This window comes from Oceanimonas pelagia, assembly GCF_030849025.1.
In the GTDB taxonomy this organism is placed as follows: Bacteria; Pseudomonadota; Gammaproteobacteria; order Enterobacterales; family Aeromonadaceae; genus Oceanimonas; species Oceanimonas pelagia.
Window position 1 is genome coordinate 2914540 of record NZ_CP118224.1, and the last position, 17961, is coordinate 2932500.

The window sequence follows — 17961 nt, forward strand, 5'->3', positions numbered from 1 at the left end:
GTAGCATTAAATCCTTTTATATAATCAAGCATATATGCCTTGAGCCCGGGGCAGAACAAAAGGACAAAAATTTTTACGAAAAAGGCGCCGCCGGCGCCTTTGGTCATGTTCAGTCACTCAGGTTGGGCGCCAGCCATTTTTCCGCCTCTTCACGGGTCATGCCCTTGCGCGCGGCATAGTCCAGCAGCTGATCTTCCTGAATGCGCGCCACCGCAAAGTAGCGGGTGTCCGGATAGGAGAAGTAAAAGCCAGACACCGCCGCCCCCGGCCACATGGCGTAGGACTCGGTCAGCTTCATGCCGATACGCTTTTCCACGTCCAGCCACTGCCACAGGGTGCCCTTTTCGGTGTGCTCGGGGCAGGCCGGGTAGCCCGGCGCCGGACGAATGCCCTGGTACTTTTCGCGGATGAGCGCCTCGTTGTCGAGATCCTCGTCCGGAGCATAGCCCCAGTATTCCCGGCGCACCCGCATGTGCATGTATTCGGCAAAGGCCTCTGCCAGCCGGTCGGCCACGGCACTGGCCATGATGGCATTGTAATCGTCCTGGGCGTCCTTGTAGCGTTTGACGATCTCGTCTTCGCCAATGCCGCCGGTGACCGCAAAACCGCCGATGTAGTCGGGCTTGCTGCCTTTGGGGGCCACATAGTCGGCCAGGCAGTAGTTGGGAAAACCGTCCTTCTTCTCGGTCTGCTGACGCAGGAAGCGCAGGGTATGCAGCACTTGTGAGCGGCTCTCGTCGGCGTAAATTTCCACGTCGTCACCCACGCTGTTGGCCGGGAACAGGCCGATGACGCCGGCGCAGCGCAGCTCGCCCTCGGCTTCCAGTTTGTCAAGCATGGCATTGGCATCATGGAACAGGCGCTTGGCTTCTTCGCCCACCACCTCGTCTTCCAGAATGCGCGGGTACTTGCCCGCCAGTGACCAGGTGAGGAAGAAGGGGGTCCAGTCAATGTACTGCCGCAGCACCGAGATGGGCACATCGTGAAACTCGTGAATACCGGGCCTGGCCGGCACCGGCGGGGTGTAGGCGTCCCAGTCGATGGCCACCTTGTTGGCCCGGGCCTCGGCCAGGGTCACCGGTCGGGTGCGGGGTTTCTTGCGGGCGTGCTGGTCGCGCACCACTTCATATTCCTGGTTGAGGCGCTCGACAAAAGCCGGCTTGCCGGTTTCACTCAGCAGACTCTGCACCACGCCCACGGCGCGTGAAGCGTTGGATACGTAGACCACCGGCTCGTCGTAGTTCTGCTCGATCTTGACCGCGGTGTGGGCCTTGGAGGTGGTGGCGCCGCCAATCAGCAACGGGATCTTGAAGCCCTGACGCTGCATTTCCTTGGCCACGTGCACCATTTCATCCAGCGACGGGGTGATCAGCCCCGACAGGCCGATCATGTCGGCCTTGGTTTCCCGGGCGGTCTTGAGAATGGTCTCGCAGGGCACCATCACCCCCAGATCCACCACCTCAAAGTTGTTGCACTGCAACACCACGCCGACGATGTTCTTGCCGATGTCGTGCACATCGCCCTTGACCGTGGCCATGACAATTTTGCCGTTGCTCTGGCCCACCGCCTTGGTGGCCTCGATATAGGGGTTGAGGTAGGCCACCGCCCGCTTCATCACCCGCGCCGACTTTACTACCTGGGGCAGAAACATCTTGCCCTCGCCGAACAGGTCGCCGACCACGTTCATGCCGTCCATCAGCGGACCTTCGATCACGTCCAGCGGGCGGGCCGCCTGCTGGCGGGCCTCTTCGGTGTCTTCCTCGATGAAGTCGGTCAGGCCCTTGACCAGGGCGTGCTCGAGACGCTTGTTCACCGGCCAGCTGCGCCACTCCAGATCCCGGGCGTCGTTAGCCGGGCCGCCGCTGTTGCGGTAGCGCTCGGCCACCTCCAGCAGGGCTTCGGTGGCGTCGCCGCTCAGGTTGAGCACCACCGCCTCGACCTTTGCCTTCAGCTCGGGCTCGATGTCTTCATAGATGGCGAGCTGGCCGGCGTTGACGATGCCCATGTCCATGCCGTTGCGAATGGCGTGGTAGAGAAACACGGCGTGAATGGCCTCCCGCACCGGCTCGTTGCCGCGAAACGAGAACGACACGTTGGACACACCACCGGAGATCATGGCGTGAGGCAGGTTGTCCTTGATGTCCTTGACCGCTTCGATGAAGTCGACCGCGTAGTTGTTGTGCTCGTCGATACCGGTGGCCACGGCAAAGATGTTGGGGTCGAAGATAATGTCTTCCGGCGGAAAGCCCACCTGGTCCACCAGAATGCGGTAGGCGCGCTCGCAGATCTCGAACTTGCGCGCGCGGGTGTCGGCCTGACCCACCTCGTCAAAGGCCATGACGATCACGGCGGCCCCGTAACGGCGCACCAGCCTGGCCTGCTCGATGAACTTCTCCTCACCTTCCTTCAGCGAGATGGAATTGACGATGCCCTTGCCCTGAATGCACTTGAGTCCGGCCTCGATCACCTCCCACTTGGACGAGTCGATCATGATGGGCACCCGGGAGATATCGGGCTCACCGGCGATCAGGTTGAGGAAGCGGGTCATGCAGGCCTCGGCGTCGAGCATGCCCTCGTCCATGTTGATGTCGATGATCTGGGCGCCGTTTTCCACCTGCTGCAGCGCCACTTCCAGCGCCTCGTCGTATTGCTCTTCCTTGATCAGCCGCTTGAACTTGGCCGAGCCGGTGACGTTGGTGCGCTCACCCACGTTGACGAACATGCTGTCGGCGGTGATCAGCACCGGCTCCAGCCCCGACAGCCGGCAGGCCACCGGCAGCTCGGGCAGTTTGCGCGGCGCCAGGCCCTCCACCGCCTCGGCCATGGCGCGAATGTGTGCCGGGGTGGAGCCGCAGCAGCCGCCCACCAGGTTGAGAAAGCCGCTTTCGGCCCATTCGCGAATATGAGCGGCCATTTCGTCCGCTTCCAGATCGTATTCGCCAAAGGCGTTGGGCAGGCCGGCGTTGGGGTGGGCGGAAACATAGGTTTCGCTGATGCGCGACAGCTCGGCCACGTACTGGCGCAGCTCGTCCGGGCCCAGAGCGCAGTTCAGGCCAAAGGAGATAGGCTGGGCATGGCGCAGGGAGTGATAAAAGGCTTCGGTGGTCTGGCCGGTCAGGGTACGGCCGGAGGCATCGGTAATGGTGCCGGAGATCATCACCGGCAGGCGCAGGCCACGCTGCTCGAATACCCCTTCGATGGCGAACACCGCCGCCTTGGCGTTGAGGGTGTCGAAGATGGTTTCGATCATCAGCAGATCGGCACCGCCGTCGATCAGCGCCCCGGCCGCCTCGGTATAGGCCTCGACCAGCTGATCGAAGCTGATATTGCGGTAGCCGGGATCGTTCACGTCCGGCGAGATGGAGGCGGTGCGGTTGGTGGGGCCCAGCACCCCGGCCACAAAGCGCGGCTTGTGCGGCTCTTTGGCAGTCCACTCATCGGCCACCCTGCGCGCCAGCCGGGCCGCCTCCAGGTTGATCTCCGCCGCCAGGTGCTCCATGTGGTAGTCGGCCATGGCGATGGTGGTGGCGTTAAAGGTATTGGTCTCGATGATGTCGGCGCCGGCGGCAAAATAATCGCTGTGAATTTGGGCGATGATCTCGGGCTGAGTCAGTACCAGCAGATCGTTGTTGCCCTTGAGATCGCTGGCCCAGTCGGCAAAGCGCTCGCCACGATAGGCGGCCTCGTCCAGCCGGTAGGACTGGATCATGGTGCCCATGCCCCCGTCGATGATCAAAATGCGTTCGGCCAGGGCCTGTTCGAGCTGAGAAAACACGGGGGATCGGGACACTGCTGACTCCTGTTACAACCTGATTCCTGTATGCGGTGTTCATGCTATCACACTTTGCCCAATCGGAAATCCGGCCATCTGCATGGCTGACGCCGGGGAAGAACGAAGCCGGCGGAAAAATACACGGATCAGCCGTATTTCCGCTAGTGAAGCCGCAGCCAATAGGGCAAACTATGCGCGACCGAACATATTCGGCCGACACGGCTTGCAAATAATAAAATAACCTTTCGGAAGTGCCCTCACATGAGCGTTTATTACACTCTGTGCTTTTTGGCGGCCATGGCGATCACCATTGCCTTCGTCAATCAGTACATCATGAAAATTCAGACCACCATTGCCATTACCTCCGGCGCCCTCGCCATCTCCATTCTGATGCTGATCCTCGGCAAAACCACCTGGCCCGAACTGCAGCAACATGCGGTGGAAGTGGTCAAGACCGTCGACTTCGGCTCCTTTCTGCTGCAGGGCATTCTCGGCTTTTTGCTGTTTGCCGGCGGCCTGGGCATCAATCTGCCGGCACTGAAAAGCCAGAAATGGGAAATTTCGGTACTGGTGATCGTGGGCGTGCTGATCTCCACCCTGGTGGTGGCCGGCGGGCTCTGGCTGCTGGGCTATGTGGCGGCCATTCCCATTCCCTTTATCTACTGCCTGCTGTTCGGTGCCCTGATCTCCCCCACCGACCCCATTGCGGTACTGGCCATCGTCAAGAAACTGGGCGCACCGGAGCAGATCGCCATTCAGATTGAAGGTGAATCGCTGTTCAACGACGGCATCGGCCTGGTGGCCTTTCTCACCATCTTCGCGGTGGCCTTTAACGGCAATGAGGCCAGCGTCGGCTCGGTGATGTCGCTGTTCACCCACGAAGCGGTGGGCGGCATTATCTTCGGCGGCCTGCTGGGGCTGATGTGTCACATCATGATCAGCGCCACCGATGACGGCTCCATGGAGCTGCTGATGACCCTGTGCGTACCCACCGCCGGCTTTGCCATGGCCAACGTGCTGGGGGTATCCGGCGCCCTGGCCATGGTGGTGGCCGGCATCATTATCGGCAACTGGACCCGTTACACCGGCTTTTCCGAGCAGAGCCAGAAATACCTGGATCACTTCTGGCACCTGCTGGACGAGTTCCTCAACGCCCTGCTGTTCCTGCTGATCGGCCTGGCCATGCTGCTGGTACAGTTCCACTGGCAGGCCTGGATCCTGGTGCTGCTGTCCATTCCGCTGGTGCTGGCCGGCCGCTTTGCCAGCGTGGCCCTGCCCTATGTGGGCTTTCGCCGGGTGCGCAGCTACAACAAGTATTCGGTGCGCATTCTTACCTGGGGCGGCCTGCGGGGCGGCCTGTCGCTGGCCATGGCGCTGTCGATTCCGGCGGGCGTGAAGCTGGGCAGTGACGGCCAGGTGGATCTGCGCGACCTGGTTTTGATGATGACCTACGCCATCGTGCTGTTTTCGATTATCGTGCAGGGCATGACCATCACCCCGATGATCAACAAGGCCAAAGCGGCGGAAAAGGCCGGTTTTCCCATCGACTGATCACGGCCCGCCCGCTGGCCGTGGGCGGGCAGGTCGATCTCAGATGGCAACCGCATGTTCACCGGCATGGCTGGCCGTGTCTGCCAGCCAGCCGGTGAACTCGCTGCCCGGCACGGGCCTGCCGAAAAAGTACCCCTGAATAATATCGGCGCCCCGCTCTCTGAGATAATTCAGCTCAACCTCGTTCTCAACCCCCTCCGCCACCACTTCCACGCCCAGGCGCTGGGCCATGGCGATAATGGCCGCCACAATGGCGCGGGCGTCGTCTCCTTCGGCAATCTCGCTGATAAAACTGCGATCTATCTTGAGCTCGTCAATGGGCAGCCCTTTCAGCGCACTGAGCGAGGAATACCCGGTCCCGAAATCATCCAGCGCCACCCGAATACCGCTTTTTTGAATGCGCTTCAGCTGGTCAATAGCATCCACTCCCTGCATGATGCAGGACTCGGTCACCTCCACACTGATTCTGTCGGGGCCGAGTTGGTTTGCCGCCAGGCAACTCAGCAGTACTTGGTGCAGATCCTCCCGCAACAGCTGGACGAACGATACATTGACCGACACCCGTGGCACCTCATATCCCATGGACTGCCAGAGCGTGATCTGCCGGCAGGCTTCCAGCATGACCCAGCGCCCCAGAGGCACGATCAGGCCCGCCTGCTCGGCGATGGGAATAAAAACATTCGGGGGAATCCAGCCCTTTTCCGGATGTTTCCAGCGCACCAGGGCTTCACAGCCCGCCAGTCGCCCGCTGCGGGCATCAACCTGGGGCTGATAGACCAGCCGCAGCTGTTTCTGGTAAATGGCACGGTGCAGATCGTCCCTCAGCTCCAGCTGTTTAAGAGAGGCAAGCGCTGCATCCGGGCAAAAAAAGCGGTAGGTGTTTTTTCCATGCTGCTTGGCGTCATACATGGCCACATCGGCATTCTTTAACAGTTCGGAGGCGCTGTCTCCGGTTTCCCTGGCCAGAGCCACCCCCATGCTGATGCCTATCAGCATGGGTTTTCCGGCCACCATCAGGGGTCGGGAAAAGGCCGCCAGCAGCCGCTCGGCCACCGCCACCGCCTGCTCCCGCTCGCCAATATCGGTCAGCAGCAGGGTAAACTCATCGCCGCCAAGGCGAGCCAGGGTGCCAGAAGCGCTCCCCGCGCCGTCATGACCGATAACATCGCTGCCTCGCAGCAACTGCTCCATGCGGCGTGCCACCTCCACCAGCACCACATCCCCGGTTTCATGACCCAGGGTGTCGTTGATATGCTTGAATTCATCCAGATCGAGGAACATCAGCGCAATCGCGGGCGGCGCACCGGTGGCCGCGTCATAGTGGCTTTCCAGTATTTCCAGAAACCGACGGCGATTGGGCAGCCGGGTCAGACTGTCCCGGTAGGCAATATCGTGCAACGCCTGACGCTGCCGTAACAGCGCCTGCCCCATATCCCTGACCGTGCCCCCCAGCGCAGACAGTTCATCCCGCCCGGAGCATGGCAGATGCCAGTCTTCCTCCCCTTTTCCCAGCCTCTCTGCCGCATGGCCCAGACGCATAATGGGCCGAATCAACATACGGTTTAACAGCCAGAACAGCACCACCATGGTGACCAGCATCACCAGCAGCGTTACCCGGCCGGCACTGATGCCCATCTCAAGCAACAGCTGTTTCAGCCCGGACTCTGGCCAGCCCACCGAGAAATACAGTCCCGGCAGCAATTCGGTCTGCCCGACCAGATAACAGTCGTCATCAAGCAAGACGTCTTCCGTATAGCTGATCCGGCCCTGCGCAGTACCGCTCAGCGCCTGCACCAGGGCCCCCAATCCCGTTGCACTGAGCCGGGTGTGCCCTTCGCTCAGCAACTGGCTGCCTTCGGCATTGTGCAACAGGCTGAAACCCTGACTGAACAAGCGGTTGTTGGCCATCTGCTGGGCCAGGGGGCGCAGCACCGACTTGAGCACCAGATAGCCACTGACCCGGGCTTCCGTTTGTCGCGTTCTTTCAATGGGGTCAAAATGCAGCAGCCGGCGAATGGACAGCAGCACCCACTCGCCACTGTCGGGCTCGCGCTGAACGGTCGTCAGCACCTCCAGGTTCTGATTGACCATCTGCTGAAAATAGGGCCTGGACTGCCGGTTCCGGGGAATACTGGCAGTGCCGTCCGAACGCAGCGATATCTCCTCGTCGCCGTCGGGCAGCAACAAGGTCAGTTCACGGTAGTCGGGATAGGCCGTCAGAAAGGACTGGAACTCATCATGCAACACCGAATACATAACGTGGGCACGGATGTTCTCGTCCGTTTTCAGGTAACGGTTCAGCACCGGGTTGCGGGCAAAGATGCTCGTGTCTGCCACCAGAATAGCCACCATGCCACTGAACTTGTTGGCCACCTGAGTGACCGAGTCCCACGCATGGATTTCCATCTGATCCCTGATGTAATCCCGGTACAACAGATAGGAAGTCCCGATCAGTATTGCGGCCTGCAGCAACAATAAGGGAACTAACAAACACGCAATCCTGGATCTCAGCCGCATCCGTCGCTCTCCCCTCCCAGCCCCATGGCTATTCGCTCAGTTGCTGAACTTCCTGCATGATGTTGTTGTATATTCTGGCGATTCGCGGAGGAATGACCCGATAATGCTCCGATTTATCCAGACTGGCCCGATCCGGATAAATCACCGGATCCGTCAGAAAGTCTGCCGGCAGCAACGCTTCTGCATCCACATTGGGCGTGGCACTGTAGATATACAGCGAGTTGCGCGCAGACTGCTCGGGCCGGTTCAGAAAATCAATGAACCGGTGCGCCAGCTCGGCATTTTCCGGCTGAGCCCCCAGGCAGATAAAGTCGGCCCATATCGCTCCCCCTTCTTCCGGCAACACATACTCTATGTTCGGCTGGAACTCTTTCAGCATCAGGGCATCCCCGCTGTAGGTCAGCACCGCACTGACTTCGCCGGTCACCAGCTTGGCGGCCGCCGAGTCCACCGCCACCGGCGCATAACCGGCAATCAGTGGCGCCTGCTTATTCAGCAACTGCCTGGCCTGCTCCAGTTCATCGGGATCGCTGCTGGCCATGGAATATCCCAGGGCTTTCAGGGCCATGCCGACCACTTCGGTGCCCGCTTCCGACATCAGGATTTTCCCCTGCAGCTCCTCAGCGGGCTCAAACAACTGCTGCCAGCGGGTAACGGGCTCGGATACCAGATCGGTGCGATAGGCAATGCCGGTAGTGCCCCAGGTATAGGGAACACAAAGATCGCTGCCGTGCGACCCCACGGAGGGTGCGGGCAGTCGCAGCCTGCCCAGGTTGGGGATTTGCTGACGGTCGAACTCGCCGATCCAGCCCAGATGCTGATAAAGCGCTCTGGAAACCGAGTCCACCAGTATCAGATCGTATCCCTGCACGCCGGAAATGGTCAGCAGTTCGTGGCGCGCCGCGTCCGACTCAAAATGAACAAACCGAATGCTGGCATTGAACTCGGCTTCAAAATCGGCCACCACGCCTTCGTCGATATAGTCTCCCCAGGTGAGAAAGGTCAGCTCGGAGGCCCGATCGTCGGCGTGAGCCTGGGGAAGCGAAAGCAGAACACCGGCACAAAGCACAAGGTGCCGGCCACCGGCCCTGAAGAAAGCACTGTTCATCCATGAACCTCGTGATAATGAGAAGGGTTTCCATTGAAACCAAAACCGGCGCCTTGATAACTCTTGCCGACGCCTGCGGGCCTGTCAAGACAACCTGGCAGGAATGCCCGGCCGGCTCCCTGGCCGGCCGGTGAAGAGTCAGTCTTCCCAGTCCTTGGTCAGGGTGTCGCCGGCGGCACTGAGGGTATTCAGATCGTAAGGCGTCAGCTGGTAGACATGGTAGTTCAGCCAGTTGGAAAACAGCAGGTGGCCGTGGCTGCGCCAGGTGGCCCGGGGCGGGTTGTCCGGGTTGTTGTCGGGGTAATAATTCACCGGCATGTTGGGCTCTATGCCCACCGACAGATCCCGCATGTATTCCTGATGCAGGGTATCGGGATCATACTCCGGGTGGCCGGTCACAAACACCTGACGCCGGTCGGGACTGACCGCCAGATACATGCCAACCTGCTCGGAGCCGGCCAGCACCTTGAGGTTGGTTTTTTCCCGGATCAGCTCCAGCGGAAAGTCGGCGTAACGGGAATGGGGCGCCAGAAACACATCGTCAAAGCCGCGCACCAGCGGTTCGAACTGGCCCATGTTCTGGTGCTCGTAGACCCCGGACAGCTTTTCCAGCCGGGTACGCTTGTCGAGGCTATAGAGGATTTTGAGCCCGGCCTGGGCCGCCCAGCACAGAAACAGGGTGGAGGTTACATGGCTCTTGGACCATTCCACGATCTGCTCGATCTTGTCCCAGTACACCACATCGCAAAAGTCGGTCAGCCCCAGGGGCGCCCCCGTGATGATGAGACCATCGTAAAACTGATCCTTGATCTGCTCGAAGTCGTAGTAAAAGTGCTCCAGATGGGACTGCGGCGTATTCTTGGACGGCCGGTTGTCGATGCGCAGCAGATCCACACCGATTTGCAGCGGTGAGTTCGACAGCATGCGCAGCAGCTGGTTTTCGGTTTCGATTTTCTTGGGCATCAGGTTGAGCAGCAACACCCGCATCGGACGTATATCCTGATTGATCGCGCGTGTCTCCGTCATCACGAAGATGTTTTCCCGGCTCAGGACATTGGCCGCCGGCAGGCGATCCGGAATTCGAATGGGCATGTGCTTACTCCATGTACTGCAACGGTAGAAAAGTCTAGACATCTAGAAATCTACAATAAGGGCCGTCGCTTGTCATCTCCCTCATGGGTTGTGAGCAAAAGATACGTTAAAATTCAAACAACTTTTCTAAAGGATTTGCATATGGAACCCGTGATTGAACTGGTCAGCACCGGTGACGAAGTGCTCACCGGCCTGATAACCGACACCAATGCCGGCTGGCTGTCACAACGGCTGCTGGAGCAGGGCTGGCAGGTGCGCCGGCGTTTTACCCTGGGGGACGACAAGGCGGATCTGGTGGAGCTGTTTGAGCAGCGCAGCCACTGTGCCGACATCGTTATCGTTAACGGCGGCCTGGGGCCGACCTCAGACGACATCAGCGCCGAGGCCATGGCCGAGGCCGCCGGCGTGCCACTGGTGCTGAACCGGCAGTGGCTGAAGGTGATGCAGGAAAAATACGCCAGCCGCGGCCGCACCATGCCGGAAAGCAATATCAAGCAGGCCATGCTGCCCGAGGGGGCCGAGCTGGTGGACAATCCCATCGGCACCGCCTGCGGCTTTGCGCTGCAGCACAACCGGGCGCTGTTTTTCTTTACCCCGGGGGTACCGTCGGAGCTGAAGAAAATGATGGATCAGGAGATTCTGCCCCGGCTGCGCACCCGACTGGGTCAGCAGGGCCAGAGCCAGGTGCGGCGTTACTTCACCTTCGGGCTGTCGGAATCGGGGCTGAGCGACCGGCTCGACACCCTGAACTGGCCGGCAGGCATTACCCTGGGGTACCGGGCCAACTCACCCACCATCGAGCTGAAACTGATCATCGACACCCGTGACCGCAGCGCCATCGCCGAAGCCGAAACGCAATTACTGGAGCAAATCGGCAGCCATGTGGTGGCCCGCAACGAGCTGAAATTCGAGGCGCTGGCGGCACAACTGCACGATCGGGATCTGGTGATCTTTGAGGATGCCAGCGGCGGCCGCCTGACCGATACCCTGCATACCCTGACCACCGAGTTTGAAGGCCATTATCTGGCCGGGTTGCCCGACAGTGCCGGCGAGCTGGCGCAATGGCTGAAAGGCGCGGGCCGGGCCACCACCCTGGCCATTGGCGCCAAAGGCCCGCAGGGCATTCCACTGGCGCTGCTGACCCCTGAAGGCTGTCAGGCACAAACCCTGCAGATGCACTTTCGCGATCCGCTGATGCGCCGCCGCTTGCTGGCCTTTGCCGCCTTTGACATGCTGCGCCGGCAGCTGGAAGGCCTGCCGGTAATCGCCGATTACGACATTCTGCCCCGCAGCGAACAGGTTAATCTGCCGCAATAAGATAAACAGAAGGACGGCTTTTGGCCGTCCTTCTGTTATTCACTGCAGATGCCAGCGCCGCAGCAGTTTTTCCGCCGGCGCCACCAGGGCTTCGGTGAGCCAATGGGCCAGGGGGGTGTGAAACAGCCAGGCGGCGGTCACCAGCGCCAGGGGCAGGGAGCCGCAGATGAAGTCGGTAAACCAGTGCGCCCCCGACATCACCCTGGGCATGGCCAGGGCCAGCACCAGAGGCACCAGGGCATAGAGATAACGACGTGGAAAACGGTAAATGGCAAACAGCAGAAAGGTGGCAAAGCCAATACCGTGATCGCTGGGAAACGAGCTGCCCGAAGCGTCCTTGGCTCTGATATCCGGCACCAGCCGGCTGACCCGTTCCGCCTGCTCAAACACCAGCGTCGGACTGGGCCGCTCCACCGGCAGCGCCTTGCCTGCCGCGGTCTGCAGCGAGAAGCTAGCAGCCATGATCAGCAGCAGACAGCAGATGCGTGCCCGTTCACGTCCCGATGCCAGCCAGGCATGGCGAAATACAAACAGCGCCATCAGCAAGGCCACCGCGCCGTCTATCCAGCGCTGATTCACAAAGGCCACCAGCTCCGCAAAGCCCGGCACCGTCACCAGCCGCTCATTAAACCACCAGAATACCCCCTCATCCAGCTCAAGCCAGTATCCCTGCCACCAGGAAAGCAGCAGGGCCGCCGCCAGCAGTTGCAGGCCAACCCAGCCCTTGAGATCCCATCGCATAGTGAAACCCGATTTGCAAAAGCCGGGATTCTATCCCAAAACCGGCAAAAAGGTCAGTGTAACCGGTGAGGTAGCGGGTAATAAAAAAGAGTGCCGAAGCACTCTTTTAGGGTTAATCCGCCCGATTCAGCGCAGTTGCGCCGACAGGGCCCGCTGCCGCGCCTTGAGGGCCTCTATGTCCAGGCCTTCAATGGTGCCGTCGATCACCCGCCAGCGGCCGGCCACCATCACCCGGTCGGCCCTTTGTGCGCCACAGAGCACCAGGGCGGCCAGGGGATCGCCGGCCCCGGCAAACTGAATGTCATGCAGCCGGAACAGGGCCAGATCGGCCTGTTTGCCCACGGCAATCTCACCGATATCGTCACGCCCCAGACAGGCGGCCGAGCCCCGGGTCGCCCAGTCCATCACCTTTTGATGGGTAATACGTTTTGCACCGTAACGCAGTCGCTGCAGCAACAGCGCCTGTCGCACTTCCAGTATCATGTTGGAGCCGTCATTGGACGCCGAGCCGTCCACGCCGATGCCCACCGCACAGCCCGCCGCTTCCAGCTCCAGGGTCGGGCACATGCCCGAAGCCAGCAGCATATTCGAAGACGGACAGTGAGCGATGCCCACGCCAGCCTTGCCCAGACGAGCGATTTCTTCCTCGTTGAAGTGAATGCCATGAGCCAGCCAGGTGCGGTTGTTTAGCCAGCCCACCGATTCCAGATAGTCCACCGGACGCATGCCAAACATGCGCTGGCAGAACTCGGTCTCGTCATGGGTCTCGGCCAGGTGCGTGTGCAGCTGCACATTGTGTTTGTCAGCCAGCTCGGCCGAGGCCTTCATCAGCTCGCCGCTGACCGAAAAGGGTGAACAGGGCGCCAGGGCTACCCGTACCATGGCGCCGTCGGCATGATCGTGGTAGCGACTGATCAGGCGTTCGCTGTCGGTCAGTATGGTGTCCTCGGTCTGCACCGTGGACTGAGGCGGCAGGCCACCCTGATCTTTGCCGAGGCTCATTGAGCCGCGGGTCAGGTGCACACGCACACCCAGTTTACGAGACTGCTCTACCTGAATATCAATCGCCTGCTCCAGCCCCTGAGGGAACAGGTAGTGGTGATCGTTGGCGGTGGTACAGCCCGACAGCAGCAGCTCGGCCAGGGCAATCTGGGTAGACACTTCCACCATTTCCGGCTGCAGCTTGGCCCATACGGGGTACAGGGAGGTCAGCCAGGAAAACAGCTCCTTGTTCAGTGCCACCGGATGGGCGCGAGTCAGTGTCTGGTAAAAGTGATGGTGGGCGTTGATCAGACCCGGCAGCATCACATGCTGGCTGGCGTCAAAGATTTCATCAACGCGGGTGGTCGGTTGCTGACCTTCGGGGACCAGCTCAACGATTTGGTTACCAGAAACAACTACACCACCGGCACAGGCCAGGTTCAGGGTAGCAAGCGGGTTTTTAATCCAGAGAGTGTTGGGGTTTTGCATCAGACTTTCTACTCCATTTGCAAATGAAAGTTGGCATCCCCCGGATGTGAAAACCCCTGACGCACAATCCGGGAAGGTACGTCAGGGGATTGAGCCTGTTCAGGCATCAATAAGATAGTGAGCGTTAACCAACCTCACCTAATTTTTTTTTACCGTCGTCAGCCTGGGCTGCGGTTTCAGCGGCGCTTTCTTCTTCCTCGGCAGGACCTTCGGGAAGGATCAGACTCAACAGAATGGCGGTGATGGCCCCCATGGCAACCGGTGACTTCAGAATGTTTTCAACGGTGTCCGGCAGGGCCTGCAGCACATTCGGCACAGTGGAAACACCGATACCCATGCCCACGGAGATGGCGATGATCATCATGTTGCGACGATCCAGGTTGGCCTGGGACAGCACACGAATACCGGCCACGGCCACGGTGCCGAACATGATCAGAGTAGCGCCACCCAATACCGGCTTGGGCATGGTTTGCAGTACACCACCTATGATGGGGAACAGGCCCATGATAAACAGGATGGCGGCGATGTAGATGCCGACGAAGCGGCTGGCTACCCCGGTCAGGGCGATAACACCGTTATTCTGGCTGAAGGTAGTGGACGGCATGCTGTTGAACACGGCCGCAATCATGGAGTTCACACCATCACCCAGCACACCACCACGAATGCGGTTGATGTAAACCGGGCCTTTTACCGGCTCACGGGAAATGGTGGAGTTGGCGGTCAGGTCACCGGTGGTTTCCATCGCGCTCACGCAGAACAGGATGGCCAGCGGAATAAAGGCGGCCAAATCAAACTGGAAACCGAACTTGAACGGCACCGGAATGGAAATGACCGGCAGGCTGGCGATATGAGAGAAGTCCAGACGCCCCATAAAGAAGGCGGCCAGCATCCCCAAAGCCAGGCCAATAACCACCGCGGCCAGACGGATCATGGGGTTTTTGGAACGGTTCAGCAGGATCACACTCACCAGCACGATGCCCGCCAGCAGCAGGTTGTCGAGAGAACCGAAGTTCTCCGTGTTCAGGGCGCCAAAGCCGCCACCGATGTCGGTCATGGCCACCTTGATCAGCGGAATGCCGATAAGAATGATGATGGTGCCGGTCACCACAGGGGTGATTACTTTTTGCAGCTTGTGCACAAAGCGGCTCAGGAAAATTTCGATAAAGGCAGCACAGAAGCTGACACCAAAGATGGTGGCCAGAATGTCTTCAGGGGTACCACCACGGCTTTTTACAATAAAGCCGGCAGAAAGCACCGCCGTCAGGAAGGCAAAGCTGGTGCCTTGCAGACACAGCATACCGGCCCCGATAGGACCAACACGACGACACTGAATGAAGGTACCCACACCGGAAACCATCAGCGCCATACTGATCAAATAGGGAACATGCTCTCCCAGCCCGAGCGCGCCGCCCACAATCAGGGTGGGAGTGATCACACCGACGAGGCTGGCCAGAACGTGCTGCAGGGCAGCAAAGGTGGACGGCAGAAAGCCGGGTTTGTCGTGCAGTGAATAAAGCAAATCGTGATTTTTGCTTTGTGCGGTTTTTGCATCCTGGGTCATAACAGATCCCTTTGTTAATCGTTGCCAATGAGCGACCCCATGAATGAGCCGCCATTTTATTATTGGCCAACATCCTGTCGAGACGGTGGCACTACCCTCCAGTCTCCACTTCTAAGGCTTTGGCCTAGTGCGGAGCCAATTAGATAATACCGCAAAAAAAACATTAGTGTTATACCGATGTGAAATCTTTGTACACAAAATTAGCACCAATGTGATCTATATCCCCCTTTACACACAATACGTAATCCCCCTTAGAAAGAGCGATCAGCGGCAAAGATTGTATACAGATAAAGGAGCTGAGCATTCGAGACACTACAGGCTTGCAAACCGCCCGGATGGCGCCTTGCATCACGATATGGACACAGTATAGCGTCAGGAGAGGACTTTCCCGGGCACCAACGGTCTCTACAATGACAGGCTGAAACAAGCGACGGAAATTCACAATGAAATGAAGGCAGCGGCTGGTGCTCTGCCGAAATTCTCCTTGACTGAACAAGGTAAAACTCTTGTTTCCGGCAACGAAAAAAGCCCTTCACCATCGGTGAAGGGCTTTTGGTATTGGGTGCCTGGCAGTGACCTACTTTCACATGGCAGCTGCCACACTATCATCGGCGCGGTTGCGTTTCACTGCTGAGTTCGGCATGGAGTCAGGTGGTTCCACAACGCTATGGCCGCCAGGCATAAAACTTTAATTCGGAAAAAGCGTTTTGATGAAGAATTCGTAGTCTCGACCTGCAAGGTCTCACACTTCTTGGGTGTTGTATGGTTAAGCCGCACGGGTCATTAGTACAGGTTAGCTGCACGCCTCACAGCGCTTCCACACCCTGCCTATCAACGTCCTGGTCTCGGACGGCCCTTTAGAGAGCTCGAAGCTCTGGGGATGACTCATCTCGAGGCTCGCTTCCCGCTTAGATGCTTTCAGCGGTTATCGATTCCGAACTTAGCTACCGGGCAGTGCCACTGGCGTGACAACCCGAACACCAGAGGTTCGTCCACTCCGGTCCTCTCGTACTAGGAGCAGCCCCTCTCAATCATCCAACGCCCACGGCAGATAGGGACCGAACTGTCTCACGACGTTCTGAACCCAGCTCGCGTACCACTTTAAATGGCGAACAGCCATACCCTTGGGACCGACTTCAGCCCCAGGATGTGATGAGCCGACATCGAGGTGCCAAACACCGCCGTCGATATGAACTCTTGGGCGGTATCAGCCTGTTATCCCCGGAGTACCTTTTATCCGTTGAGCGATGGCCCTTCCATTCAGAACCACCGGATCACTATGACCTGCTTTCGCACCTGCTCGACGTGTCTGTCTCGCAGTTAAGCTGGCTTATGCCATTGCACTAACCGTACGATGTCCGACCGTACTTAGCCAACCTTCGTGCTCCTCCGTTACGCTTTGGGAGGAGACCGCCCCAGTCAAACTACCCACCAGGCACTGTCCTCACCCCCGATAAGGGGGCCAAGTTAGAACATCAAACATACAAGGGTGGTATTTCAAGGTCGGCTCCACGGCAACTGGCGTCACCGCTTCACAGCCTCCCACCTATCCTACACATGTAGGGTCAATGTTCAGTGCCAAGCTATAGTAAAGGTTCACGGGGTCTTTCCGTCTAGCCGCGGGTACACCGCATCTTCACGGCGATTTCAATTTCACTGAGTCTCGGGTGGAGACAGCGTGGCCATGGTTACACCATTCGTGCAGGTCGGAACTTACCCGACAAGGAATTTCGCTACCTTAGGACCGTTATAGTTACGGCCGCCGTTTACCGGGGCTTCGATCAAGAGCTTCACCTTGCGGCTAACCCCATCAATTAACCTTCCGGCACCGGGCAGGTGTCACACCGTATACGTCCTCTTGCGAGTTAGCACAGTGCTGTGTTTTTGATAAACAGTCCCAGCCACCTGGTCACTGCGACTGGCTCAGGCTCCATCCGCGAAGGACTTCACCCGCTCCAGCGTACCTTCTCCCGAAGTTACGGTACTATTTTGCCTAGTTCCTTCACCCGAGTTCTCTCAAGCGCCTTGGTATTCTCTACCCGACCACCTGTGTCGGTTTGGGGTACGGTTCACACACATCTGAAGCTTAGAGGCTTTTCCTGGAAGCAGGGCATCAATGACTTCGGTACCGTAGTACCTTCGTCTCGGGTCTCAGCGTTGTGACTCCGGATTTGCCTAAAGTCACCACCTACTCCCTTTCACCAGGACAACCAACGCCTGGCCCATCTAGCCTTCTCCGTCCCCCCATCGCAATGTGTGTCAGTACGGGAATATTAACCCGTTTCCCATCGACTACGCCTTTCGGCCTCGCCTTAGGGGCCGACTCACCCTGCCCCGATTAACGTTGGACAGGAACCCTTGGTCTTCCGGCGAGGAGGTTTTTCACCCCCTTTATCGTTACTCATGTCAGCATTCGCACTTCTGATATCTCCAGCATGCCTCACGACACACCTTCGCAGACTTACAGAACGCTCCCCTACCACTCACGCATAGCGTGAATCCGCGGCTTCGGTGCCTGATTTTAGCCCCGTTACATCTTCCGCGCAGGCCGACTCGACCAGTGAGCTATTACGCTTTCTTTAAATGATGGCTGCTTCTAAGCCAACATCCTGGCTGTCTGAGCCTTCCCACCTCGTTTCCCACTTAATCAGAACTTGGGGACCTTAGCCGGCGGTCTGGGTTGTTTCCCTCTTCACGACGGACGTTAGCACCCGCCGTGTGTCTCCCGGATAGTACTTACTGGTATTCGGAGTTTGCATGGGGTTGGTAAGTCGGGATGACCCCCTAGCCCAAACAGTGCTCTACCCCCAGTAGTATTCGTCCGAGGCGCTA

General features: G+C 58.9%; 9 protein-coding genes and 2 rRNA genes (1 of these 11 only partly in view). 2 read left to right on the forward strand and 9 right to left on the reverse strand.

Features of this window, described 5'->3' with window-relative positions:
* Positions 1 to 109 precede the first annotated feature (109 nt).
* Positions 110 to 3790 (reverse strand): methionine synthase, encoded by a 3681-nt coding sequence (gene metH / locus PU634_RS13980; protein ID WP_306761389.1) that lies wholly within the window; start codon positions 3788 to 3790, stop codon positions 110 to 112.
* A 243-nt stretch (positions 3791 to 4033) separates the two neighbouring features.
* Here metH and PU634_RS13985 point away from each other — a divergent pair, with 243 nt between their 5' ends.
* Complete coding sequence (locus tag PU634_RS13985; protein WP_306761390.1) at positions 4034 to 5323, forward strand: cation:proton antiporter; 1290 nt, start codon at positions 4034 to 4036, stop codon at positions 5321 to 5323.
* A gap of 39 nt (positions 5324 to 5362) precedes the next feature.
* On the opposite strand, the gene PU634_RS13990 is transcribed toward PU634_RS13985, so the two are convergent.
* From PU634_RS13990 to metA, 3 genes are all read right to left on the reverse strand, one after another.
* The gene (locus tag PU634_RS13990) at positions 5363 to 7813 is read right to left on the reverse strand and encodes a bifunctional diguanylate cyclase/phosphodiesterase (RefSeq protein WP_306761391.1); all 2451 of its coding nucleotides are present in this window, start codon (positions 7811 to 7813) and stop codon (positions 5363 to 5365) included.
* Between the two features lie 55 nt (positions 7814 to 7868).
* Complete coding sequence (locus PU634_RS13995; protein ID WP_306761392.1) at positions 7869 to 8948, reverse strand: polyamine ABC transporter substrate-binding protein; 1080 nt, start codon at positions 8946 to 8948, stop codon at positions 7869 to 7871.
* A gap of 138 nt (positions 8949 to 9086) precedes the next feature.
* Positions 9087 to 10040: a homoserine O-acetyltransferase MetA gene (gene metA / locus PU634_RS14000; RefSeq protein WP_306761393.1), complete on the reverse strand. Its 954-nt coding sequence runs from the start codon at positions 10038 to 10040 to the stop codon at positions 9087 to 9089.
* A gap of 141 nt (positions 10041 to 10181) precedes the next feature.
* Between metA and PU634_RS14005 the strand changes: the two genes are divergently transcribed.
* Positions 10182 to 11357 (forward strand): CinA family nicotinamide mononucleotide deamidase-related protein, encoded by a 1176-nt coding sequence (locus PU634_RS14005; RefSeq protein ID WP_306761394.1) that lies wholly within the window; start codon positions 10182 to 10184, stop codon positions 11355 to 11357.
* 39 nt (positions 11358 to 11396) lie between these two features.
* On the opposite strand, the gene PU634_RS14010 is transcribed toward PU634_RS14005, so the two are convergent.
* The 5 genes from PU634_RS14010 to PU634_RS14030 all read right to left on the reverse strand — a co-directional run.
* Positions 11397 to 12098: a phosphatase PAP2 family protein gene (locus PU634_RS14010; protein WP_306761395.1), complete on the reverse strand. Its 702-nt coding sequence runs from the start codon at positions 12096 to 12098 to the stop codon at positions 11397 to 11399.
* Between the two features lie 126 nt (positions 12099 to 12224).
* Positions 12225 to 13568: an 8-oxoguanine deaminase gene (locus tag PU634_RS14015; protein ID WP_306761396.1), complete on the reverse strand. Its 1344-nt coding sequence runs from the start codon at positions 13566 to 13568 to the stop codon at positions 12225 to 12227.
* A gap of 124 nt (positions 13569 to 13692) precedes the next feature.
* Positions 13693 to 15129, reverse strand: coding sequence for a nucleobase:cation symporter-2 family protein (locus PU634_RS14020; protein ID WP_306761397.1), 1437 nt, complete (start codon positions 15127 to 15129; stop codon positions 13693 to 13695).
* A 564-nt stretch (positions 15130 to 15693) separates the two neighbouring features.
* Positions 15694 to 15808, reverse strand: a 5S ribosomal RNA gene (gene rrf, locus PU634_RS14025).
* A gap of 83 nt (positions 15809 to 15891) precedes the next feature.
* Positions 15892 to 17961, reverse strand: a 23S ribosomal RNA gene (locus PU634_RS14030) (it continues 819 nt past the right edge of the window).